Genomic DNA, 22344 nt, shown 5'->3' on the forward strand with positions numbered 1-22344 from the left:
CGTGCCCCATGGCGGCCGGGAGAGCGCGCACCGGAAAGTGCATTAGAAACTTATATAAGTTACTGATATAAATTTCCCCGTGCTCGATGTCACCGAACTGACCGCGGTCCTGGAGGACCTCACCCGGACGCACATCCGCCTGCCCGTGAAGCAGCGCCTGAGCTTCACGACGCTGTCGGTGCTGCACACGCTCGAAGGCCGCGGCCCGATGCGGCTGACCGAGCTCACCGCCGCCGAGCAGGTCACGCAGCCCGCGATCACCCAGCTGGTCGCCAAGCTGGAACGCGACGGGCTGGTCGAACGCCGGCCCGACCCCTCCGACGGCCGCGCGGTCCTCGTCCACGTCACCGATGCCGGTGCGGCGGTCGTGCGGAGCCGGCGGGCCGAACGCGTCGCCGGCCTCGAACGCCTCACCGCCGCACTCACCCCCGCCGAACGCGACGCGATCGCCGCCGCCCTCCCGGCCCTGGCCCGCGTCGCCCGGTCGGGGGACGAACCGGGAGAACACCCGTGATCGACCTGTCCCCGGCCCCGATCCACGTCCCCGACGACGTACTCGCCGACCTGCGTGCGCGCCTGGCACTCACCCGCTGGCCGCAGGACGCGGGCAACCAGGACTGGTACTACGGCGTGAACCGCACCTACCTGCAGGAGCTCGTCGAGTACTGGCGCACCGGCTACGACTGGCGCAGGGCGGAAGCCGCGATCAACGCCTACGAGCACCACCTCGTCGACGTCGACGGCGTCCCGGTGCACTTCATGCGCCGGCCCGGCGTCGGCCCGGAGGGCGGACCGGCTCCCACCCCGCTGATCCTCACCCACGGCTGGCCGTGGACGTTCTGGCACTGGGCCAAGGTCGTCGACCCGCTCGCCGACCCGGCCGCGCACGGCGGCGACCCCGCGGACGCGTTCGACGTCATCGTCCCCTCGCTGCCCGGCTTCGGGTTCTCCGGCCCACTGCCGGACCACCCCGACCTGAACTTCTGGAAGATCGCCGACATCTGGCACAGCCTGATGACCCGCACCCTGGGGCACGCGAGGTACGCCGCCGCGGGTTGCGACGTCGGCGCGCTCGTCACCGGCCAGCTCGGCCACAAGTACGCCGACGCGCTGTACGGCATCCACATCGGATCCGGTCAGAAGCTCACCCTGTTCAACGGCGACCGGGCCTGGGACCTCTCCGGTGGCCGGCCCATCCCGGAGAACCTGCCCGCCGACGTCTACGCGCGGGTCGTCGCCCTTGAGAAGCGGTTCGCCGTCCACCTGGCCGCGCACGTGCTAGGGCCGAGCACGCTCGCGTACGGGCTGTCCGACTCCCCGGCCGGCATGCTCGCCTGGATCCTCGAACGCTGGGTGAACTGGAGCGACAACCACGGCGACGTCGAGACCGTCTTCAGCAAGGACGACCTGCTCACGCACGCGATGATCTTCTGGGTGACGAACTCGATCGGGACGTCGATCCGCACCTACGCCAACAACAACCGGTACCCGTGGACGCCGTCCCACGACCGGCAGCCGGTGATCGAGGCGCCCACCGGCATCACGTTCGTCGGCTACGAGAACCCGCCGGGCGTCCGCACCGACCAGCGCGTCCGGCACTTCCTCGGCACCGACCGCGCGGCGTGGTACAACCACGTCAACCTCACCGCGCACGACCGCGGCGGCCACTTCATCCCCTGGGAGATCCCCGGCGAGTGGGTCGACGACCTGCGCCGGACGTTCCGCGGCCGCCGCTAGACCCGCATCGGGCGGCGGGGCCGCCGCCCGGAGCGGGACAGGGCCTCCCACCTGCGAAGAAGTGCCAGGGCGGTGGCCCGCAGGAGCTTGAAGAAGGGCTTGACCGGGAACCACAGGGGCGTACGTTCGCTTTTGTCGGCTTCCACTTCTCCATCTCTTCTGGGTGCATCTGGAGGACATATGCCCCGAATCACCGTCACCGTCGACGGAGTCGAATACGAGGAGGAGGTGGAGCCGCGTCTCCTTCTCGTCCACCTGTTGCGTGACCGCCTCGGCAAGACCGGCACGCCGATCGGGTGTGACACCAGCAACTGCGGCGCCTGCACCGTGCTGCTCGACGGCCGGAGCGCGAAGAGCTGTTCCGTGCTCGCCGTGCAGGCCGACGGAAGCGACGTCGTCACCGTCGAGGGTCTGGCCCGCGGCGAGGAGTGGCACCCCATGCAGCGGGCGTTCCACGAGGAGCACGCGCTCCAGTGCGGTTACTGCACCCCCGGCATGATCATGGCCGCGATCGACCTGGTCAGGGACGACCCCGACCCGTCCGAGCAGGCCGTGCGGGAGGGGCTCGAAGGCAACCTGTGCCGGTGCACGGGTTACTGCAACATCGTCCGCGCGGTGCGGCGCGGCGCCCGGGAGATGGCGCGTCAGGAGGCGAGGACGGCATGACCGAGCAGCTCGACGCCGGCCTGGTCGGCGAGCGGATCGCCGAGAGCGACCAGCTCGGCCGCCCGTCCGCGGCACACGAGGTCGGGCGGGCCCGCCCGCGCAAGGAGGACGCCCGCCTGGTCACCGGCCGGACCATGTGGACCGACAACATCCAGCTTCCGGGCATGATGTACGTGGCCTTCCTGCGCAGCCCGATGGCCCACGCCCGCATCACCCGGGTCGACACCTCGGCCGCGCGCAGCCAGCCCGGCGTCGTGGCCGTCTACAGCGGGCAGGACTTCGCCGGCGAGCAGGGCAGTCTGCCCTGCGCCTGGCCGGTCAGCGACGACGTCGTCATCCCCGACCACCCGCCCATGGCCGTCGACGAGGTCCGCTACGTCGGCGAGGCGGTGGCCTGCGTGGTCGCCACCGACCGGTACAAGGCCGCCGACGCCCTCGACGCGATCGAGATCGACTACGAGCCGCTGGAACCGGTGCTCGACATGACCGAGGCGCTCACCGAGGGCAGTCCGAAGGTCCACGAGGCCGGGAACCAGGCGTTCACCTGGAAGTTCGCCGGCGGCGACATCGAGGAGGCGTTCCGCGACGCGCCCGTGGTGGTGGAACGCACGTACGTGCAGCAGCGGCTCATCCCGACCGCGATGGAGCCGCGCGCGGTCGTGGCCACCACCGACGGCGAGACCTTCACCCTCTACTCGGCCACCCAGATCCCGCACGTGCTGCGCGTCATGCTCGCGCTGACGACCGGCATCCCGGAGCACCGGCTGCGTGTGGTCGCCCCCGACGTGGGCGGTGGTTTCGGCTCCAAGCTCCAGGTCACCGCCGAGGAGGTGCTCGCCCTGCTGCTGACCCGCAGGCTGGGCAGGCCGGTGAAGTGGACCGAGTCGCGCTCCGAGGGCAACCTGACCGTGCACCACGGCCGCGACCAGCTTCAGCGGATCTCCGTCGCCGCCGACCGGGACGGGCGCCTGCGGGGCGTCAGGGCGGACCTGCTCGCCGACATGGGTGCCTACCTGATGCTGGTCACACCGGGTGTGCCGCTGCTCGGCGCGTTCATGTACAACGGCATCTACAAGATGGACGCCTACGACTTCCGCTGCACGGGCGTCTTCACCACCAAGATGCCGACCGACGCCTACCGGGGTGCCGGACGCCCGGAGGCCACGTTCGCGATCGAGCGCACGATGGACGAGCTGGCCCACGAGCTGGGCATGGACCCCGTCGAGCTACGCCGGCGCAACTGGATCGCCCACGGGGAGTTCCCGTACACCACGATCGCCGGGCTGACCTACGACTCCGGCAACTACGAGGCGGCCACCGACCGGGCACTTGCCCTGTTCGGCTACGAGGAGCTCAGGGCCGAGCAGGCCGACCGGCGTGAGCGGCGCGACCCGGTGCAGCTCGGCATCGGCGTGTCGACCTTCACCGAGATGTGCGGCCTGGCACCCTCGCGCGTGCTCGGCAGCCTCAGCTACGGCGCGGGCGGCTGGGAGCACGCCTCGGTCCGCATGCTCCCCACCGGGAAGGTCGAGGTCGTCACCGGCACCTCCCCGCACGGCCAGGGGCACGAGACGGCCTGGAGCCAGATCGTCGCCGACGCGCTGGGCGTGCCGTTCGCGGACGTCTCCGTGCTGCACGGCGACACGTCCGTCTCGCACAAGGGCATGGACACCTACGGCTCCCGCTCGCTGGTGGTGGGCGGCGTCGCCGTGCTGGCCGCCTGCGAGAAGGTCAGGGAACGGGCCAGGAACCTCGCCGCGCACATGCTGGAGGCGTCGGTGGAGGACATCGAGTTCGCCGACGGCTCGTTCCGGGTGCGCGGCACCGGCTCGGGCCGGACCATTCAGGAGCTCGCGCTGGCCACCTTCGCCGCGCACGACCTCCCCGACGGCTTCGAACCCGGGCTGGACGCCGACGCCACCTTCGACCCGGACAACTTCTCCTTCCCGCACGGCACCCACCTGTGCGCGATCGAGGTGGACACCGAGACCGGTCAGGCGAGGATCCGGTCGTACGTGGCGGTGGACGACGTGGGCTCCGTGGTGAACCCGCTGATCGTCGAGGGCCAGGTGCACGGGGGGATCGCCCAGGGTGTGGGCCAGGCGTTGTTCGAGGAGGCGGTCTACGACGGGGAGGGCAACATGCTCACCACGACGATGGCCGACTACCTCATCCCGTCGGCCGCCGACCTGCCCGACTTCGTCACCGACCGCACCGAGACCCCGGCGACCACCAACCCGCTGGGGGTCAAGGGCGTCGGTGAGGCGGGGACGATCGCCTCCACCCCGGCCGTCGTGAACGCGGTCGTCGACGCGCTGCGTCCGCTCGGCGTACGCGACGTCCGCATGCCCTGCACACCGGAGCGGCTCTGGCGTGCCGTCACCGAGGCGAGGGCCGCCCAGACCGGATCAGCGCAGACCGGATCAGCCCAGACCGGTTCGGCGCAGGCGGGATCCACGCAGACCGGAGCCGCCCAGGCCGGGTCCACGCAGATCACAGGAGGCGCCCGATGATCCCCGCGTCGTTCGACTACATCAGGCCCGAGTCGCTCCAGGACGCCTGCCGCGTGCTCGGCGAGGCCGCCTCGGCGGGTGACGACGTCAAGGCGCTGGCCGGAGGCCAGTCACTGCTGCCGCTGCTGCGCCTGCGGCTCGCCTACCCGGCCGCGCTGGTCGACCTCGGGCGCCTGCCCGAGCTGCGCGGCGTCGAGGACCGCGGTGACCACGTCTTCATCGGCGCGCTCACCACGCACGACGAGGTGGTGCGCTCCCGCGTGGTGCGGGAGAAGGCCCCGCTGTTCGCACTGGCGACGGCCACGGTGGCCGACCCCGCCGTACGGCACCGCGGCACGTTCGGCGGCTCCATGGCCCACGCCGACCCCGCCGGCGACCTGCCCGCGGTCGCCGTGGCCCTGGACTGCGTCTTCGTCGTCCGCTCCGGCGAGGGCGAGCGGGAGATCCCCGCGGCGGAGTTCTTCGTCGACTACCTGGAGCCCGCGCTCGAACCGGGGGAGGTGCTGGTCGGCGTCCGGGTGCCGGTGCTCGGCGCCGGGTGGGGCTTCCACTACGAGAAGTTCCACCGGACCGCGCAGTCCTGGGCGATCGTCGGTGTGGCCGCGGCGGTACGGAAGACGGACGGGGCCGTCGAGGAGGCCAGGATCGGGCTGACCAACATGGGGCCCACGCCGGTGCGCGCGGAGGCGGTGGAGACCGCGCTGCGCGGCGTGGACCTCGCTCCCCCGGCGACCGGCGGGACCGACCCGGTCAGGGAGGCGTGCGCCGAGGCGGACGATGGCACCTCGCCCCCGGCGGACCTGCACGCCCAGCCCGACTACCGCCGCCACCTGGCCCGGGTGCTGACCGCCCGAGCGGTCCGGGCCGCCGGCGGGTGACCTCGCCCGCGGGCCGGGGACGGGGCCGGGACACACCCGGACCTGCGCGAACCTCTACCGGGTTCCCCGGTACGCGCGGCGTCATACTGGTAGTACGCCCCGCGTGGCCGCCCCGGCGCGGCGACGGCCAGGCGACCGACCGACAAGGAGCGGATCGATGGCGATGCGGTTCGAGCACGAGTTCACGGTTCCGGTGCCGGTCGAGCAGGCGTGGCCGGTGCTGCTGGACGTCGAGCGGGTGGCGCCCTGCCTGCCGGGGGCCGCGGTGGACAAGGTGGAGGGCGACTCCTTCACCGGCCGGATGAAGGTGAAGGTCGGGCCGATCACGGTGGTCTACCACGGTGAGGCCACCTTCGAGAAGGTCGACCAGGACACGCACTCGATGACCCTGAAGGCGTCCGGCAAGGAGACCCGGGGCTCGGGCACCGCCGGGGCCATGGTCGTCGCCCGGCTCCACCCCGCCGACGCCGCCACCCGCGTGACCGTCGACACCACCTTCAACGTGACCGGCCGCCCTGCCCAGTTCGGCCGCGGGGTGATGGCCGAGGTCGGCTCCAAGCTGATCGAGCGGTTCGCGGCCAACCTCGCCCGGCTACTGGGCGAGAGCCCCGCCGCGGAACCGGCCACCGGACCGGCCACGGAACCGGCCACCGCGTCCGCGGCCCCGGCTTCCGGGGTCACCCCCGTCCCCGCCGCCCCGGCGACCGGAACCGCCCCCGCCGCCACCGCCCCGGCCGCGGCCCAGCCCGCGACCCCGACCGCCATGGCCGTCTCGGAGACGGAACAGGCCACCTCCGCTCCGGCGACGCCCGTCTCCGGTACGCCGCCCGTCACGGGTACGGCTCCGATCTCCGGACCGGTGCCCACCGACGAGACCGACGAGACCGACGAGACCGACGAGGCCGACGAGTTCCCCGCGATCTCCGACACCACCGGCCCGGGTCCGGTGCGTCCGGCGTCCGCGGAACCGGCGTCCGCCACGTCCCGCTCCGGGGAGGCCACCGCTTCCCGTACCGCATCTCCGGGCGCCACCGGGGAGGCCGCCGTCTCCCGGCCCGCCGCTCCGGGGACGGCCGCGCCGGGAGAGGAGACGGCCGCGGCTCGGGAAGCCCGCCCGGCGGGCACCTCCCGCACCTCGCTCACCCCCGACGAGGAGGCCCTGGACCTCCTCCAGGTCGCGGGCATGCCCCTGCTGAAGCGGGCCGCCCCGCTGCTGGCGGCGCTGGTGGGTCTCATCCTGATCGCCTGGTTCGCCCGCCGGGTGCTGCGCCGCTGAGCGGAGTTCCCCGTGGCCTCCCGGGGCACTTCACGTAACGCTCAAAACACCTTCATCAGTTAACAAGTAGGACAACATCCCTGTTATCTCAGGGAATACCTCAAATCGTGATCAATGTGCTGGAATGCAGCGTCGTCATCATCACGTACAACGACGCGGCACGGCTGCCGAGGGCCGTGCGCTCCGTACTCGGCCAGTCCCTGCGCAACCTCGAAGTGATCGTCTCGGACGACGCCAGCACCGACGGCACCGAGCACGTCGTCCGCGAGCTCCAGCGTCTGGACCCGCGCGTGCGGTACCTGCGCGGCGAGGTCAACAGCGGCGGCTGCGGGGCCCCGCGCAACAGGGGGGTGGCCGCGGCCCGCGCACCGTACGTGATGTTCCTGGACAGCGACGACGAGCTGACCCGGCACGCCTGCAAGAGCATGCTGCTGGAGATCGAACGGACCGGGGCCGACTTCGTCACCGGGCAGATCTCGCGGCTCTACGAGCGGACCGGGAAGACCGCCCGCTACTACCCGGCCCTGTTCGCGCGGCGCAGGACGGTCGAGGGGATCGAACGGGAACCGGAGATGTTCCTCGACTCCTTCAGCACCAACAAGCTCTACCGGACCGAGCTGGTGCGGCGGCTGCCGTTCCGGGAGGACCTGCACTACGAGGACCACGTCTTCAGCACGGAACTGTACTGCGCCGCGCGGCGGTTCGCCGTGGTGCCGTGGGTGGTCTACCTGTGGCACCGGAACCCGGCGGGGAACCCGGAGCGGCCGTCGATCTCGCTGAGCATCACCGAGATGGCCAACGTCCGCTCCCGGATCGCCGCCGCCCGGCTCAGCGACGGCATCCTGCGGCGGAACGGCCTGGGGCACCTGGTCCGCGACCGGCAGCGCCGTTTCGTCCGCCAGGACCTGCGGGTCTACCTCAACCCGCTGCCCGCGCGCGACCCGGCGTGGATCGGGGAGTTCGTCGCCCTGACCCGGTCCTACCTGACGGAGTTCGACCCGGAGGTGTTCGAGCCGGTGGACCCGCTGCTCCGGGTCTGCTGCAGCTACATCCTCGACGGCCGTCCCGACGAGCTGCTGGTCGCCGCCCGGTCGCTGAACGGGCCGAAGGCGCCGCCGCGCGTCGCCACCCGCCGTGACGGGCGGACCTACTGGGGGGACGCCCCCGACCCGAGACGGGACATCACCGAGCTCCGGCTGGCCGAACTGCCGTACACCGCCAGCCGGCTCCGCCACGAGACGGTCGTCACCGCCACGGGCCCCGGAACCGGAGGAAGGGGCGGTGGTCGGCCCGGGAAAGGGGGAAGGGGCGATGGCCGGTCCGGAAGCGGAGGGGACAACGGTGGCCGGTGCGCAGGCGGGGAAGCCGAGGTCACACTCACCATCAGGACGTACGACCCGTTCGGGGTGCTCGCCGCCGCCCCCGGCTGGAAGGCGTTCCTGCGGCTGGGCGGCCACCGGGTGCCGCTGGCGTCGCGCCCGCAGGCCGACGGCAGCCACCTGAGTGCGGTGACGATCGACCTGGCCGCGGTCGACCATGGTCGCCTGGGTTTCGACGGCCACCACGACCCGGTCGTGTCGATCGTCCGCGCCGACGGCCGCGTCACCTCCGACCGGCTGCTCGTCGCCCCGGCCGAGCCGTTCACCGTGGCCGTGCCCGGCCACCGGGTCACGGTCACCGCGGAGGGGGCCGCCGCGGTGCTGCGGATCAGGTGGCGGCGCGAGGGACCGCTGCGGCGGGTGCCCCGGCTGCTGCGGCTCCGTACCCGGCTGCTGCGGCGGCTGGGCGGGCCCGAGGTGAAACTCCGCGTCTACAAGGGGCTGATCAGGGTCCTGCCGCCCCGCCGGGACCTGGCGCTGTTCGAGTCGGACGTGGGCACGGGGTACACCGGCAGCCCCAGGTACGTCTACGAGGAGCTCAGCCGGCGCGGGACACCGATCGAGGTCGTCTGGTCGGTCGCCGCGAACCGCCGCAACTTCCCCGCCGGTGTGCGGCTGGTACGGCGGATGAGCTGGCGGTACGTCTGGACGATGGCCCGGGCCGGCTACTGGGTGGACAGCCACGGCCTGCCGCTGGCCTACCCCAAGCCGCGGCGCACCCGCTACCTGCAGACCTGGCACGGCCAGGGCGTCAAGACGATCGGCTTCGACGCACCCGACCTGCGGGCCGACTTCGACGGGCCGAGGCGGCAGTGGCGGGACGCGGTGGCGCGCTGGGACGCGCTGGTCGCGCCGAGCGCCGAGTTCGAGCGGCTCTTCGTCCCCGCCAACGGCTACCGGGGACCGGTGCTGCGCCACGGCTCGCCCCGCTGCGACGTGCTCGTCCACGGCGACGACACGGCGGTCGCCCGGGTGCGGGAACGGCTGGAGCTCCCCGCGGGACGCAGGGTGCTGTTGTACGCACCCACCTACCGGGACCGGGCCAAGCGGTCGGGGCAGTCGGTGCGCGCCGACCTGACCGCGATGGCCGAGGCCCTGGCCGGCGACTGGGTGGTGATCCTGCGGACCCACCCGGTCGACCGCTACCGGATCCCGGAGCGCCTGCGCCACTTCGTCCGCCAGGCGGGCGACTACCCGGAGGTCAACGACCTGATCCTGGCCTCGGACGCGCTGCTGACCGACTACTCCTCGCTGATGTGCGACTACGCGGTCACCGGGCGGCCGATGCTGTTCCTGACCGACGACTGGGACGAATACCGCAGGACGGAACGCGGGGTCTACCACGACCTGCCCGCCATCGCCCCCGGCCCGTGCCTGACCACCACCGGGGAACTCATCGCGGCATTGCGTCACCTCGATGAGGTGAGCGCGTCGTTCACCGCGAAGTACGCCGCCTTCCGCGAGCTGTGGTGCGCCGACGAGAGGGGCCACGCCGCGGCGAAGGTCGTGGACGCCTTCTTCGGGCCCGCCCCGGCGCGGGCCGCGTCGCGGACGCCCCACCCGGCCGGGCCGCCCGCCCGGTCACCGGCCGGGAAGGACCTCGCACCCGTCCCGTCCGGTCACCCGGCGGTCCCGTCCGCGGCGGTCCAGCCCGCGGCGTCCGCCTCCCCCGGCCGGAACGCGGGGCGGCGGACGATACCGCTGCCGCTGACGGGGTGGCTGCGGTGAGCGGCAGGCGGACAAAGGGGTCGCGATGAGCGGCGGGCGGACGGTGGTGTTCGCCTGCATGGACGCCGACACCCTCGGCGGGATCCAGCGGGTCACGCACACCGTCGCCCAGGGCCTGGCCGAGCGGGGGCACGAGGTACACGTGATCGGGCTGCACCGGGCCGAGCGCCCGTTCCGCTACGTGGAACGGCCGCGCTACGCCCATCACGTGATCCACCGGAGGCCGGTGGGTGCCCTCTCCCGCCTGGCCGGACGCCGTGAGCACCGCGCGCTCGGCAGGCTGCTCCGCGAGGTGGGGCCGGGGTTCGCGGTGCTCACCTCGCCCGGCGTGGTGACCCGCGTCAGGTCCCTGCTGCCCGAGCGGCTGCTGCCCATCGGGCAGTACCACGGCTCCTACGAGCACGCCCGCGGCTGCTGGCACCTGCGTTCGGTGCGCCGCCACTACGGCACCCTGGAGAAGGCGGTGTTCCTCAGCGACGACGACGCGTGGCGCTTCTCCGAGCAGGCCCTGCTGCCCAACACCTGGTCCATCCCCAACCCGCTGCCCTCCTGGCCGGAGCGGACCGCCGACCTGGAGGCCCACCGGGTGCTGGGCGTCGGCAGGCTGGAGGGCGTCAAGCGGTTCGACCGGCTGATCTCGGCCTTCGCCCGTGCACACCGGGACACCGGCCACGACTGGGAACTGCACCTGATCGGCGAAGGCGCCGAGCGCGACAGGCTGCGCGAGCACGCCGCGGCGTGCGGGGTGGCCGGCCGGGTGGTGTTCCGCGGCACGGTCCCCGCGTCGGAGATGGGCCGCGAGTACTCGGCCGGGGCGGTGCTCGGCCTGTCCAGCGAGCACGAGGGACTGCCGCTGGCGCTCGCCGAGGCGGCGTCCCACGGGGTGCCCTCGGTGGCGTTCGACGTGTCGAGCGGGGTCAGGTCGCTGGTCGCGCACGGCCGGGCCGGGCTGCTGGTGCCCCCGGCCGACGTGACCGCCCTCGCCGGCGCGCTGGGCGGCCTGATGGCCTCCGTCCCGGAGCGGCGGCGGCTGGGCGCCGCCGCCCGCGCGCACGCCGAGGCGTTCCGTGCCGACCGCGTCCTGGACCGCTGGGAGGAACTGTTCGAGCAGGTCACCCGTTGACGGCCACCGGCGCGTTGCGCGGCATCGGCACCCCGGCCAGCACGATCTGGGCCGAGGTGAGCCGGGCACCCAGCGGGTTCGGCTCGCGCAACCGGATCAGCCGGTCGAAGGCGACCCGCTTGACCCTGGCCAGCTTCCGTTTGGCGGCGGTCCGCTCGTAGGAGACCATCCGCGAGGTGTCGACCTTCGGCGCCCCGCTGAGCTCGTACCCGTAGGTCTCCAGCCGGTCGCCGAGCACGCTCTCGCACAGCGAGACCTCGCCGCCGTCGAGCCGCTGCCGCCAGGAACCGGTCCGCTCGGACGTCACCGCGCCGTGGGTGCGGGCGTGCCAGGTCTTGTGCGCGGGGACGGCGATGCCGGCCACCGCGCTCGGCTCGCACATCGCCGGGTCGAAGTCCTCGCCCAGGAACTCGCACAGCCTGCGCAGGTGCGCCTCGGGATCGGTCGTCAGGTCCTCGTAGCGCAACTCGTGGTAGCTGCCCTCGGGAAGTTTCGGTGCCCCGTGCCGGGCGAAGTCGATCGCCTCGGCCCAGGCGGAGACAGCGCTGTAGACACTGCCCGTGTACCAGGGCATCTCCTTCAGCGACGCCACGCAGTCGCGGCCGTCCCGGATCAGGTGCACGAACTGGGCGTCCGGGAAGAGCCGCAGCAGCACGTCGGTGTACTGGAAGTACGAGGGCCGTTTGTCCCCCCAGCGCGGCTTGCCGTGCCTGGCCGCGTACGCGCGCAGCACGATGCCCAGCGCCGAGCCGAGCGTCGGCGGCCCGGCGACGATCTGGCGGACCACCTCCTCACGGTCGAGCTTCAACTCGTGGAAGCGCGTCTGGCTCCGGTTGACCACCCACTCGGCCAGCTCACGCCTGCGCTCGGAGTCGTTGAGATCACCGAACTGGAGCCGCCGCTGGTAGGCGGAGACCATGAAGCGGGTCTCCGGGGGAATCGCGATGCGAGGATGGGCGTGCAGCATGAGCTGCAACATGGTGGTCCCCGACCGGGGGCAGCCCAGGACGAAGATCGGGCGGTCAGGCTTCATGGTCAGACCTTCGCCAGTTCGCCGAGCTGCCTGCTGGTGAGCTGCGCGGCGACCGGCCCCTGCTCGCGGAGGCGGTTGACGCGGTCGCGGAGCGCCTTGCGCCTGCGGGCCCACAGCCGCTTGGACGCCGCCTTCGCGCACGCCTCCACGTGGGCCCGCTCCGCCTTGGGGGCACCGGTCAGCTCGTAGCCGTTGGCGGTCAGCCGCTCGGCCAGGACGGTCTCGCACACCGAGACCTCCCAGGGCTCCAGCCGGGTCTTCCACGAACCGGCCCGAGCGGTGGTGACGTCACCGTGGGTGTTGCTGTGCCAGACCTTGTGCTGCGGGATCGCCACCTTGGCCACGTGGTACGGCTCGGCCATCGCCGGGTCGTAGTCCTCGCCCAGGAAGTCGCACAGCTTGCTCAGCTCGGTCTCCGGGTAGGCCGTCAGGTCCTCGTAGCGCAGCTCGTAGTAGCTGTCGGCGGGGAGCTTCCTGGCGTGCCGGCGGCCGAAGTCGATCGCCTCACCCCAGTTGACCACCGCGTGGAAGACGTCCTTGGTGTACCAGGGCATCTCCTTCAGCGACGCCACGCAGTCGCGGCCGTCCCGGATCAGGTGCACGAACTGGGCGTCCGGGAAGAGCCGCATCAGCAGGTCCACGTGGTGGTAGTAGCTCGGCCGCTTGTCGCCCCAGCGGCACTTGCCGTACTGCTCGGCGTAGGAGCGGAAGGTGATGCCCATCGCCGAGCCGAGCGTCGGCGGACCGGCGATGATGTCCTCGATCAGCCGCTCGCCGTCGAGCTTGAGCTCCTTGAACTTGGTGTCCTTGTCGGTCACGATCCACCGGCCGAGCCGGCGCCGGTTGTGCTCCTCCCGCAGGTCGCCGAAGGAGAACCGGCGGTAGTAGCCGGGCACCACGAACCGCGTCTCCGGCGGCACCGCGATGCGCGGGTGGGAGTGCAGCATGAGCTGCAACATGGTGGTGCCCGAGCGCGGGCAGCCGATCACGAAGATCGGTCGGTCGGACTGCATGACAGCGAACCCCCGTAGAACTTGATCAGACGGATACGCGCGGCGCTTCCTGCGGGAGCGGCACGACGGACGCCACCCGGGCGAAGAGCCACATTCGGTAGATCAAAAAGACCTCGTTCAGCAGAAGCAGCACCCCCGCCGCCACCGCGACGGGCACCAGCGCCGCCCTGCCCACCAGCGGGGCGACGACGAACACCGCGGCGTGGAACTCGATACCGCTGATCAGGTGGCTCCGCACCCGGTGCCGGGCGAGCAGCCGGCCGAGCTTGCGCGGCAGCCGGGGCCGCCGCGCCGCCCTGGGGATCAGCGGTTCCACCCGCCCGGGGATGACGCCGGTCCCCGCGAGGTCGGCACCGGCACCGGCCCCTGCTCCGGCACGGACCGCCGACCGGGCGTGCGCGATGGGCCGGACGTGCGCCGCGGCCCCGGCGCGGGCGGCCTCCGCGGCGTACACCGCGGTGTACGCCGCGGGCTCGGCCCGCTCCGACGCCTCGTCCCGCCGCGGCGCCTCGATCTGGGCCAGGCGCATGAGCCGGTTCTCCTTGACCACCTCGCGCACGCGTTTCATCTGCGGCGCGTTCACGTAGCGGAACAGGTCGAGCACGGCCACCCCCGCGCCGAGCAGGATGTAGGCGACGTCCCCCGTCGCCTCGTACTGCCCGGACGCCAGGCCGGCGGCGCAGCAGACCACCCTGATGCGGTCTCCCACGTAGTCGAGCCAGAGGCCGAAGGCGGTCCCCGTGCCCTTGAGCCGGGCGATCTTCCCGTCCATGCAGTCGACCGCGAAACTCACGTAGAACAGCAGGGCTCCCGCGGCCAGCTGCCCGAGCGCGAAACAGATCGCCGAGCACATCCCGAGGATCAGCGAGAAGCGGGTGAGCCCGTTGGGGGTGACGGCCGTGTGGTTGGCGACGAGCAGCGTGAGCCTGCACGCCACCGGGTCGACGAGGAAGACGGTCCACCACGAGTCTCTCCGCTTGCGGGTGGCGTGAACGTCGTCCAACGAGTAGGCCCTCATGCGTCCCAGCATGGCGACGATCGACCGGCCAGTCGTGACTCTCTGCAACCGCCTGGACTTCTCCATGCCCGTTCTTGACCAACCTCGGAGTGTGGCTCACCCACCGGCCCGGACCCGGATCGCCAGCCTGCCGCCCTTGCCGAGCGCCGCCCGGACGCGACCGCGGCCCCCCCGGGGCAGCTGCCGCCGGGCCACCCGCACGACGTCGCTCTGACGCATCCCGGCCGACGACACCTCCACGTGCAGCGACCACCGGCCGGGCTTGCCCACCGCCACGTCCGTCACGAACGCGGCACCCTCCTGGTGGACCGGCAGCGCGATCCGCGCCTTCTTCCGCCCCGACAACCAAACTTTGATCTTGCTGTGCCGTTCGTCGAGCCGTTTGATGGAGGCACGCCCCTCCACCAGGAGCCGCCCGCCCGACCAGCGCACCCGGTCGGTGTGGACTCGCAGCACCAGCTCCCGGGTCACCTCGTAGACGTGCGCCGGGATGTCGCGCGAGCGGTCCTCGAAGAAGGGGTAGGCCGCGTACCAGCGGGGGTTGCGGATGCCCCTGCGCACCACCCGCACCTCCTCCTCACGGCGGAAGCGCAGGACCTCGCGCAGTTCGGGCAGCATGCGCCGGCGCAGGAGGTGGAGTTCGAGCCGTCGCCCGGCACCGAGCCCGGCCACCACCGACGGGTGGAGCGCCTCGACGCAGGGGACCACGGCGTCCAGCAGCCTGCGCGCCTCCCCCTCGTCCGCGTCCTCCAGCGCCTCGTAGAGGAACCGCACGTCCCAGGTGGCGATCATCTCGTCGAAGGCCCGTTTGATCCTGGGGGCACGCTCGGCCAGGAAGAGCTGGACCCCGCGCAGCGAGGCGACGCGCTCCTCCAGGTTGGACACCTCCATCCGCCGCTGGGTGATCGACGCGTCACCCGTCTCGCGCAGCCGCCAGTGGTAGACGACCTCGTTCAGCAGGTCCACACCGGACGCCAGGACGTGCGCCGCCACGGCGACCGGCGCGTCCTCGTACAGCCCGGCGGGGAACGCCAGGCCCCGCTCGTCCCAGAAGGAACGGCGGTAGACCTTGTTCCACACCGTCCGGTCACGGGTCAGGTCGGGGTAGCCGGTGATGTGGGTCCGCTGACGCGGCTTCCTGAAGAGCTTGACGTGCAGCGAGGACGGGACGAGCCCGTCGGGGGTGAGCCTGCGGACCGCGCCGCAGGCGATGTCGGACCCGGTCTCCTCCAGGGAGCCCACCAGCGCCTCGTAGGCCCGTTCCGGGACGACGTCGTCGCTGTCGGCGAAGGCGAGGTAGGTGCCGCGGGCGTGCCGGACGCCGAGGTTCCTGGCGGGACCGGGCCCCATGGTCTCCTGGCGCAGGATCCGGAACCGCGGGTCCCCGGCGGCGAACTCGGCGGCGATCGCGGCGCTGCCGTCCTCGGAACCGTCGTCGACGAGGACGAACTCGACGTCCCGCAGGGTCTGCGCGGCGAGGGAGGCCAGACACTCCCCGATGTAGTCCGCCACGTTGTAGAACGGCACGACGACACTCAGCAATGGCGCTTCCAACGAGGTCCTCCGGTCGGGACGTCCAGTCACGTCACGGCCCACGATGCTCCCGCCCGGCGCCCGTCATGACGGAGCCGGTCTCCCCGTGGCCCGCTCTTTGCCCAACCCTGGGGCCGCCCACACTCGGGGCCGCTACTCTCTGTGTGTTCGTGACCACGGGGGGCGGAACACTGAGACGCATCGACGACGGCGACCTGGAGACGGTCCGCCGCTGGCGCAACCATCCGAAGGTCCGGGCCGCCAGCTTCACCACGCACGAGATCGGCGCCGCCGAGCACGCCCGCTGGTGGCGGGCGGTCCGCGACGACCCCGACCGCGAGGTGCTGCTCTACGAGCACGGCGGCGAGGGGGCCGGGGTGGTCGCCTTCACCGGCCTGACCGGCGGTGACGCAGGCGCCACCTGGGGGTTCTACCTCGACGTCGACGGGCTGGAGCGGTCCGGGCGGCTGCTCGAAGCCTGGTTCGGCATCGAACGGGCCGCGGTCGGCCACGCCTTCGGCCCGCTGGGCCTGCGGACCCTCCGCGGTGAGGTGCTGGCCGGAAACGACGCGGTACGCCGGCTGCACCGGCGTTTCGGGTTCACCGAGGTCGGCTCCTACCTGCGCGACGTGGACGGCGTGCCGCGCGAGGTCGTCGTCGTCCGGCTCGATCGAGAGGAAGCACCGTGATCTCCATATCCGACCGGCCGATCGGCTCCGGCCACGCCCCCTTCGTCATCGCGGAGATGTCCGGCAACCACAACGGCGACCTGGACCGGGCCCTGGCCATCGTGGACGCCGTCGCCGGGGCGGGCGCGCACGCGCTCAAGCTGCAGACGTACCGCGCCGACACCATCACCGTCGACGCCGACGGCCCCGCCTTCCGCATCGGCGAGGACCACGCGCTGTGGGGCGGCGACAACCTCTACCGGCTCTACGAGCGTGCCCACACCCCCTGGGAGTGGCACCGGCCGATCTTCGAGCGGGCCCGGGAACGCGGGCTGGTGGCGTTCTCCTCGCCGTTCGACCCCACGGCGATCGAGCTGCTGGAGTCCCTCGGCACCCCCGCCTACAAGATCGCCTCATCCGAGCTGGTGGACCTGCCGTTGATCAGGCTGGCGGCGGCCACCGGCAAACCGCTCATCCTCTCCACCGGCATGGCCACCATCGGGGAGATCCACGCCGCCGTCGAGGCGGCCCGCGGAGCCGGGTGCCGGGATCTGGCCATACTGTCGTGCACCGCCGCCTACCCCGCCTCCCCCGCCGAGAGCAACCTGAGGTCCCTGCCTCTGCTCGCCGCGCTGACCGGCGCGGTGGTCGGGGTGTCGGACCACACCCCGGGGGTCGGCGCGGCGCTCGCCGCGGTCGCGCTGGGCGCCCGGCTGATCGAGAAGCACGTCACGCTCGACCGGGACGACGGCGGCGTCGACTCGGCCTTCTCCCTGGAGCCCGCCGAGCTGGCGACGCTGGTGACGGAGAGCGAGCGGGCCTGGCGGTCGCTGGGCTCGGCGCGGATCGGCCCCCGGCCCGGCGAGCGGGAGGGGCTGCGTTTCCGGCGTTCCCTGTACGTGGTGGCCGACGTCCGGGCGGGTGAGAAGGTCAGTGAGCGCAACGTGCGCTCGATCCGCCCCGCCGGAGGGCTGCCCCCCGACGCGCTGCCCGACCTCCTGGGCCGTCCCTTCACCCGCGACGTCCCCCTGGGCACGCCCATGGGCTGGGACCTGGTCTGACCGGCGCCGGGCCGCCGGCTCACCCGGGTGAACCCGCGGCCCGGCGCACGGCCTGGAGCATGGTCCGGACGGCGCCTCACGCCGCGCGCCGTCGGCCGTCGGGGCCGCGATGCCCGGGCAGGGACGTCCCCGATCAGTCCGCGGCCTCGCGCAGGCACTGCCTGCCCGCCGGAGTGCACCCCTCCGGGAGGACGAAACGGTCGTCGGTCCAGCCGATCCGCCGCACCAGGGTGGCGTTGAACACGCTCCCGACCGGGACGTCCGGCACATGGGCGTGCGGGACGACGAGGACCTCCTGCACCGCCAGGGTGTCGCCCGTGACGCGGTCGACCAGGACCTGCCTCTCGGTCGAGCCGTCGCTCGTCCTGCGCAGGACCGCCAGGCCGGTGCGTCCTTCGACGTCCCGGGCCCCGTCGACGACACGGGCGCCCGGAAGCGCGGCCAGCATGCGCAGGATCGCCGCCCGGGTTCCCGGGGTGGTGGGAGCGTTCACGAGCAGTTCCTGCCCGATCTGCCAGATCTTGTCATCGTCAGAGGGGAAAGGCCCGGAATAGTGGGTCTTGTCATTGGCGTCTCGGACGACCGCCCAGCGCGACAGCAGCTCCGCCTTCAGCTCCGCCGGGTCCCGTGGCAGCTCGCGGACCTCGCGGGCGCTCAGCCTCACATCCGACACCGTGTAGTCCTCCGGGGAGCCGGCGGACGACAGGTACTGGGTGTAGCCGTAGGGGACCTGGTCGTTGTCGCAGTCGCCGTCGTTCCCGCAGAGTCCGGGCGAACCCGCCTTCTTCCAGGCCGTGCGGTCCGCGGCGGTGAGAGGGGTGCTCCGCAGCGCGGTCACCTCGTGGGCGGTGCGTCCGTCGGGCCCCGCCCACAGGACCTCCCGGATGCGGCTGTCGACCGTGAACCCTCCCTTCCCCCGATTCCTGTGCTCGAACGGCTCGCGACGGGCGTGCTCCACCTCCCTGCGCCAGTTCGCGTGCTCGGTCTCCCGTCGGCGGGCCAGCCGGTCCGTCGCGGCGTCGAACACCGCGCGGCCGTCCGCCGGGACCACCGCGGTGACCGCCGGGCCGTTCCCGGCGCCGTCCCGCAGGGCGGGCACGACGACGATCGCGCCGATCACCGCGGCCGTCGCGGCAGCCGCCAGCGCGATCCCGGCCCACGCGGGAAACCCGCGGCGGCGGGTGCGCAGCACCCGTGCCCTCGCCTCGGCGACCCGGCCGGGAGCCGGAGGCGGAACGTCCGGCATCACCTCGTCGATGAGCTTGAACTCGTCCATCAGGCCTCCACTCCCAGAAAGTCACGCAGTTTGGTCCTGGCCCGGCTGAGCCGGGAGGCCACCGTGCCGGCGGCCACCCCGAGGGCCTCGGCGATCTCGTCGTAGGTGAACCCGCCGTAGGCGGCGAGCAGGACCGCGTCCCGCTCACCGCGCGACAGCCGTGCCAGCGCCCCCGCGAGCCGGCCGGCCGTCACCCCCGCCGTCACCCGGTCGACCACCCGCTGCTCGGGGCCGTCGTCGTCCGGGGGCGGGCCGGTCCTGGCCAGGGCCCGGTAGCGGCGCAGTTCCAGCCGCCGATGCCGGCCGATCAGGTTGGTGGCGATGCCGTAGAGCCAAGGCCGTGGCGCACCCCGCGCGGGATCGAACCGGTCACGGCGCCGGAAGGCGATCAGGAAGGTCTCGGCCGCCAGGTCCTCGGCCACATCGAGGTCGAGCCGCCGCCCGATGTAGCGGTGGATCTCCTCGTAGTGCGCGTCGAAGACGGCACCGAACCAGTGGGAGTCGGTGGGCGACGTCTCACCGGGGACTGTGATCATGCAAGGGGCTCCCCCGCCGGAAGAACAGGACACCCCTTCTTCGCCGGTGCCCACCAGCCCTTCCCGGTTTTCTCCGGATTTTTTCGCATCCGTCCCTGAGGCCGCCGCCCGCACCCGCGTCCCGGCGTGGCCGACATCGGCCCATCGGTTGCGACGGGCATCGCCGTGTCCCACGCTCGACGGAGAAGCGTACGAGCGGAAGGCGGCTCCACATGCGCGGTCTCAGCCCGAATGAGCTCGAACGCCTGCTCCGTTCCCACCGTCGCCTGAGAACCTCGATGCTGGTCACCATCGCCGTGATCATCGTGGTGGTCGTCCTCCTGGCGCGCGCCGATGTGCCGCTCCCCTCCGGGCTCGGCGTGGGTGCCGGAGTGGGCATCGGGCTGCTCCTGCTCATCCCGCAGCGGCGCCTGCTGAACGAGCTGGGGCTCACCAGCACGCAAGCGAAGGCGATCATCGCGGCCGAGCGGGAACGCCGCAGCGGCCTCGCCGCCCTGCCACCGGAGGCACGCGCCAGGCGTGAGGCACGGCGGGCGGGGGTCTTCCTGGTCGCGGGCCTGGTCCTCGTGGTCGTCTTCGCCGTCGCGGCCTTCTACTTCTTCGGTCACGCCGGTCGGACGGTGGAGGAGGACGCCCCACCCGACCCGTGGTTCGGCATCAGCTTCTTCGCCGGCTTCGCCGCCCTGTGCGCCGGGCCCGCTTTTCTCTGGCAGGCGTACCGGCACAAGGAGAGCGCCGCTTCCTGGCGTGAGAGAGCGGCGGAGGAAGCCCCCTGACGGCCCGGCCCGCCGGTCGCGGCGGGCCTCCCGAGCACCGTCGACGTAGCGCTGTCGGCGTAGCGCCGCCGGCCGGTGACCGAAGCGCTTCCGGCCCGCCGAGCGTTCCCCCTGCCGGTCGGCGGTTCCTCCTCACCGTGGCCCGGCACCGCGCCGACGCAGGCCGTCGAGCAATGCTCCGGCCACCCGTTCCCGGCCCCGCCCGTCGACCAGCCCGCGGCCCCGCTCGGCGTACCGGGCACGGAGGGCGGGACGGGTCAGCAACTCACGCAGGAGCGGGACCGCCCCGGCCGCGGAACATCCCGGGCCGAGCCCGGCGGCCAGCTCCCGGCCGACCAGCGCCTCGTAACCGGTCAGCTGGTTGTCGGCGACCCAGACGAGCGCGGCGGGCACGCCGAGATAGAGCAGCTCCCAGCAGGAGGTGCCCGCGGCGGTGATCACCAGATCGGCGGACGCCATCAGTTCGGGCAGCCCGTCCGTCGGCGGGACGACCGTGATCCCCGGGCGGGCGGGCAGGGGCCGCGGGCTGACCAGGGTCGCCGAGAAGGGGACACCCACCGCGGCCAGCGTGTCCGCCCAGCGGTGGGCCATGCCCGCGGCGTCGGTGCCGCCGAAGAAGCACAACACTCGGGGAGGCCCCGTCACGGGGACTTTTCCGGTCTCCCCCGCGACCCCCTCGGCGGTTCCCTCGGTCTCCCTCGCGACCCCCTCGACCGCTCCCCCCGTCTCCCCCGCGACCCCCTCGACCACTCCTCCGGTCTCACCCGCTCTGGCCGCGCCGCGTTCCCCGCCCGGCCGCTCGCCGCTTCCCGCGGGCACCGCACGCAGGCGTCGTACGGCGTCGCGCAGCAGGACGTAACGGGCTCCGGCCAGCCGGACCGCCCCCTCGGGCAGCGGCACGTCGCGTTCTTCGGCGCCGAGGTTCTGGTCGACGTACAGGTCGGCGACCTGGCCGCGCGGATCGCCGTCGATCACGGCCGCGACCCGCAGGCCGGCAGCCCGGAGCGTCTCCCCGGTCGCCGGAGGGATCGTGTAGGAGTCGAGGACCACCGCGTCCAGGCCCAGGGCGAGCGCCTGGGCGGCGAGGCCGCCCGGTGACGTCCCGGCGGCCAGCAGCGGCAGCCGCCGCCCCGTGAGCTGGTCCGACGCCCAGGCCAGGCCACCCAGGTCACCGAGGAACGTCACCGCCGCGCCGCGCGACACCAGCTCCTCCGCGAGCGCCACGCACCTGACCAGGTGCCCGACCCCGATCAGCGGCCCGGCGTCACAGCGGATTCCGACGCGCGGCGCGGCCCGGGAGGCGGGGTTCACCGAGGACGCGGGGTTCACCCAGGACACGGAACCCGCCGGAAGTGCGGAACCCGGCGCAGGCATGGGGCTCACGCCTCCCGCAGGGCCTTCTGCTGGACGTGCGCGTTGAGCGCGCGGACATCGGGACGGGCCCGCAGCCACGCGACCAGGGAGCGGACCGGGACGGTCCGGTCGCCGAACTCCTCCGCCACCCGCCGGATCAGCCGCCAGTCGTCCTCGGTGTCGAGGGTGACACGCAGGTCGGAGGCGTCGGGCTGGTAGGTCAGCCCCATGGTCCGGAAGTCTCCGGGGTGGGTGTAGACGTAGGAGGTGACGTGGGCCCGGTGGTGACCGGTGGCGTCGTGACCGGCCTTCTCCAGGGCGGCCCTGCCGACGATCTCCACGTCGGTGCCGCGCGGAAGCGTGTGCGGCAGGCCGGTGCTCAGGTAGTCGAGACCGGGGATCGCCCGGTAGGCGAGGGCGGCCTCACGGATCACCTCCGGGTCGAGGAGCGGGCAGTCGGCGGTGAGGCGCATGACCGCGTCACCCGGATGGCCGGCCAGCACGCCCCGGAAGCGGTCGAGCACGTCGTCGACCGGCCCCCGGTGGCAGGCCACCTCCAGCCGCGCGCACTCGGCCTCGACCGCGTCGTCGGCCGTCTGCGTCGTGGTCGCCACCACCAGTTCGTCGACCGCCCGCGCCTGGCGTGCCGCGCGGACCACCCACCCCAGCACCGAGCGGCCCGCCAGGTCCTTCAGGACCTTGCCGGGCAGCCGGGTGGAACCCATTCGTGCCTGGACGATTCCGATGATGCGCACCGATGCCCCATCCCCCGTTGTC

The 22344-nt window shown here is 72.8% G+C and carries 20 protein-coding genes; 11 read left to right on the top strand and 9 right to left on the bottom strand.

Annotated elements, in window-relative coordinates; translation table 11 throughout:
- Nucleotides 1-79: 79 nt before the first annotated feature.
- Both F4562_RS12655 and F4562_RS12660 read left to right on the top strand, forming a co-directional pair.
- Nucleotides 80-514: a MarR family winged helix-turn-helix transcriptional regulator gene (locus F4562_RS12655; protein WP_311733827.1), complete on the top strand. Its 435-nt coding sequence runs from the start codon at nucleotides 80-82 to the stop codon at nucleotides 512-514.
- On the top strand, nucleotides 511-1737 hold the full coding sequence (locus tag F4562_RS12660; protein ID WP_184538420.1) for an epoxide hydrolase family protein: 1227 nt from the start codon (nucleotides 511-513) through the stop codon (nucleotides 1735-1737). The genes F4562_RS12655 and F4562_RS12660 overlap by 4 nt, the downstream gene beginning before the upstream one ends.
- Here the strand turns inward: F4562_RS12660 and F4562_RS12665 are convergent.
- Nucleotides 1734-1883, bottom strand: coding sequence for a hypothetical protein (locus F4562_RS12665; RefSeq protein ID WP_184538418.1), 150 nt, complete (start codon nucleotides 1881-1883; stop codon nucleotides 1734-1736). The genes F4562_RS12660 and F4562_RS12665 overlap by 4 nt on opposite strands.
- A gap of 34 nt (nucleotides 1884-1917) precedes the next feature.
- Between F4562_RS12665 and F4562_RS12670 the strand changes: the two genes are divergently transcribed.
- From F4562_RS12670 to F4562_RS12695, 6 genes are all read left to right on the top strand, one after another.
- Nucleotides 1918-2403, top strand: coding sequence for a (2Fe-2S)-binding protein (locus F4562_RS12670; protein WP_184538416.1), 486 nt, complete (start codon nucleotides 1918-1920; stop codon nucleotides 2401-2403).
- On the top strand, nucleotides 2400-4916 hold the full coding sequence (locus tag F4562_RS12675) for a xanthine dehydrogenase family protein molybdopterin-binding subunit (protein ID WP_184538414.1): 2517 nt from the start codon (nucleotides 2400-2402) through the stop codon (nucleotides 4914-4916). The genes F4562_RS12670 and F4562_RS12675 overlap by 4 nt, the downstream gene beginning before the upstream one ends.
- On the top strand, nucleotides 4913-5794 hold the full coding sequence (locus tag F4562_RS12680) for an FAD binding domain-containing protein (protein ID WP_184538412.1): 882 nt from the start codon (nucleotides 4913-4915) through the stop codon (nucleotides 5792-5794). The genes F4562_RS12675 and F4562_RS12680 overlap by 4 nt, the downstream gene beginning before the upstream one ends.
- Nucleotides 5795-5951: 157 nt before the next feature.
- Nucleotides 5952-7070: an SRPBCC family protein gene (locus F4562_RS34205; RefSeq protein WP_221206125.1), complete on the top strand. Its 1119-nt coding sequence runs from the start codon at nucleotides 5952-5954 to the stop codon at nucleotides 7068-7070.
- Between the two features lie 107 nt (nucleotides 7071-7177).
- The gene (locus tag F4562_RS35805) at nucleotides 7178-10177 is read left to right on the top strand and encodes a bifunctional glycosyltransferase/CDP-glycerol:glycerophosphate glycerophosphotransferase (RefSeq protein ID WP_184538410.1); all 3000 of its coding nucleotides are present in this window, start codon (nucleotides 7178-7180) and stop codon (nucleotides 10175-10177) included.
- A gap of 25 nt (nucleotides 10178-10202) precedes the next feature.
- Entirely contained in the window at nucleotides 10203-11300 is a 1098-nt protein-coding gene (locus F4562_RS12695; RefSeq protein ID WP_184538408.1) for a glycosyltransferase, read from the top strand.
- Here F4562_RS12695 and F4562_RS12700 read toward each other — a convergent pair.
- The 4 genes from F4562_RS12700 to F4562_RS12720 all read right to left on the bottom strand — a co-directional run bounded on the left by F4562_RS12700 (nucleotide 11290) and on the right by F4562_RS12720 (nucleotide 15906).
- A complete protein-coding gene (locus F4562_RS12700) occupies nucleotides 11290-12333 on the bottom strand; it encodes a sulfotransferase family protein (protein ID WP_184538406.1) in 1044 nt (347 codons plus the stop codon). The two genes, F4562_RS12695 and F4562_RS12700, sit on opposite strands and share 11 nt — an antisense overlap.
- 2 nt (nucleotides 12334-12335) lie before the next feature.
- The gene (locus tag F4562_RS12705; protein ID WP_184538404.1) at nucleotides 12336-13346 is read right to left on the bottom strand and encodes a sulfotransferase family protein; all 1011 of its coding nucleotides are present in this window, start codon (nucleotides 13344-13346) and stop codon (nucleotides 12336-12338) included.
- 25 nt (nucleotides 13347-13371) lie between these two features.
- The gene (locus tag F4562_RS34865; protein WP_246473419.1) at nucleotides 13372-14364 is read right to left on the bottom strand and encodes a CDP-alcohol phosphatidyltransferase family protein; all 993 of its coding nucleotides are present in this window, start codon (nucleotides 14362-14364) and stop codon (nucleotides 13372-13374) included.
- A gap of 96 nt (nucleotides 14365-14460) precedes the next feature.
- A complete protein-coding gene (locus F4562_RS12720; RefSeq protein ID WP_184854775.1) occupies nucleotides 14461-15906 on the bottom strand; it encodes a glycosyltransferase family 2 protein in 1446 nt (481 codons plus the stop codon).
- A 161-nt stretch (nucleotides 15907-16067) separates the two neighbouring features.
- Between F4562_RS12720 and F4562_RS12725 the strand changes: the two genes are divergently transcribed.
- Nucleotides 16068-16586, top strand: a complete 519-nt coding sequence (locus F4562_RS12725; protein WP_311733826.1) for a GNAT family N-acetyltransferase — start codon at nucleotides 16068-16070, stop codon at nucleotides 16584-16586.
- Nucleotides 16583-17626 (top strand): pseudaminic acid synthase, encoded by a 1044-nt coding sequence (pseI, locus tag F4562_RS12730; protein WP_184538399.1) that lies wholly within the window; start codon nucleotides 16583-16585, stop codon nucleotides 17624-17626. Before F4562_RS12725 ends, pseI begins: the two co-directional genes overlap by 4 nt.
- A gap of 133 nt (nucleotides 17627-17759) precedes the next feature.
- Here pseI and F4562_RS12735 read toward each other — a convergent pair whose 3' ends face one another.
- Together F4562_RS12735 and F4562_RS12740 are read right to left on the bottom strand one after the other, a co-directional pair.
- Entirely contained in the window at nucleotides 17760-18902 is a 1143-nt protein-coding gene (locus F4562_RS12735) for a CU044_5270 family protein (protein ID WP_184538397.1), read from the bottom strand.
- Nucleotides 18902-19438 carry an RNA polymerase sigma factor gene (locus F4562_RS12740; RefSeq protein ID WP_184538395.1) on the bottom strand — a complete coding sequence of 179 codons (537 nt, stop codon included), beginning with the start codon at nucleotides 19436-19438 and terminating at the stop codon, nucleotides 18902-18904. The genes F4562_RS12735 and F4562_RS12740 overlap by 1 nt, the downstream gene beginning before the upstream one ends.
- A gap of 212 nt (nucleotides 19439-19650) precedes the next feature.
- Here F4562_RS12740 and F4562_RS12745 point away from each other — a divergent pair, with 212 nt between their 5' ends.
- Complete coding sequence (locus F4562_RS12745; RefSeq protein WP_184538393.1) at nucleotides 19651-20214, top strand: hypothetical protein; 564 nt, start codon at nucleotides 19651-19653, stop codon at nucleotides 20212-20214.
- A 132-nt stretch (nucleotides 20215-20346) separates the two neighbouring features.
- Here the strand turns inward: F4562_RS12745 and F4562_RS36305 are convergent, their stop codons facing one another.
- Both F4562_RS36305 and F4562_RS12755 read right to left on the bottom strand, forming a co-directional pair.
- Nucleotides 20347-21543, bottom strand: a complete 1197-nt coding sequence (locus tag F4562_RS36305; RefSeq protein WP_184538392.1) for a PseG/SpsG family protein — start codon at nucleotides 21541-21543, stop codon at nucleotides 20347-20349.
- A gap of 50 nt (nucleotides 21544-21593) precedes the next feature.
- Nucleotides 21594-22322, bottom strand: coding sequence for a cytidylyltransferase domain-containing protein (locus F4562_RS12755; protein ID WP_311733825.1), 729 nt, complete (start codon nucleotides 22320-22322; stop codon nucleotides 21594-21596).
- Nucleotides 22323-22344 lie beyond the last annotated feature (22 nt).

It is taken from the genome of Streptosporangium becharense, assembly GCF_014204985.1.
Lineage (GTDB): Bacteria > Actinomycetota > Actinomycetes > Streptosporangiales > Streptosporangiaceae > Streptosporangium > Streptosporangium becharense.

Coding starts and splice junctions, on each gene's coding strand:
- F4562_RS12670 (WP_184538416.1), top strand. CDS start 1,918: ATGCCCCGAATCACCGTCACCGTCGACGGAGTCGAATACGAGGAGGAG.
- F4562_RS12675 (WP_184538414.1), top strand. CDS start 2,400: ATGACCGAGCAGCTCGACGCCGGCCTGGTCGGCGAGCGGATCGCCGAG.
- F4562_RS12680 (WP_184538412.1), top strand. CDS start 4,913: ATGATCCCCGCGTCGTTCGACTACATCAGGCCCGAGTCGCTCCAGGAC.
- F4562_RS34205 (WP_221206125.1), top strand. CDS start 5,952: ATGGCGATGCGGTTCGAGCACGAGTTCACGGTTCCGGTGCCGGTCGAG.
- F4562_RS12695 (WP_184538408.1), top strand. CDS start 10,203: ATGAGCGGCGGGCGGACGGTGGTGTTCGCCTGCATGGACGCCGACACC.
- F4562_RS12700 (WP_184538406.1), bottom strand. CDS start 12,333: ATGAAGCCTGACCGCCCGATCTTCGTCCTGGGCTGCCCCCGGTCGGGG.
- F4562_RS12705 (WP_184538404.1), bottom strand. CDS start 13,346: ATGCAGTCCGACCGACCGATCTTCGTGATCGGCTGCCCGCGCTCGGGC.
- F4562_RS34865 (WP_246473419.1), bottom strand. CDS start 14,364: ATGAGGGCCTACTCGTTGGACGACGTTCACGCCACCCGCAAGCGGAGA.
- F4562_RS12735 (WP_184538397.1), bottom strand. CDS start 18,902: ATGGACGAGTTCAAGCTCATCGACGAGGTGATGCCGGACGTTCCGCCT.
- F4562_RS12740 (WP_184538395.1), bottom strand. CDS start 19,438: ATGATCACAGTCCCCGGTGAGACGTCGCCCACCGACTCCCACTGGTTC.
- F4562_RS12745 (WP_184538393.1), top strand. CDS start 19,651: ATGCGCGGTCTCAGCCCGAATGAGCTCGAACGCCTGCTCCGTTCCCAC.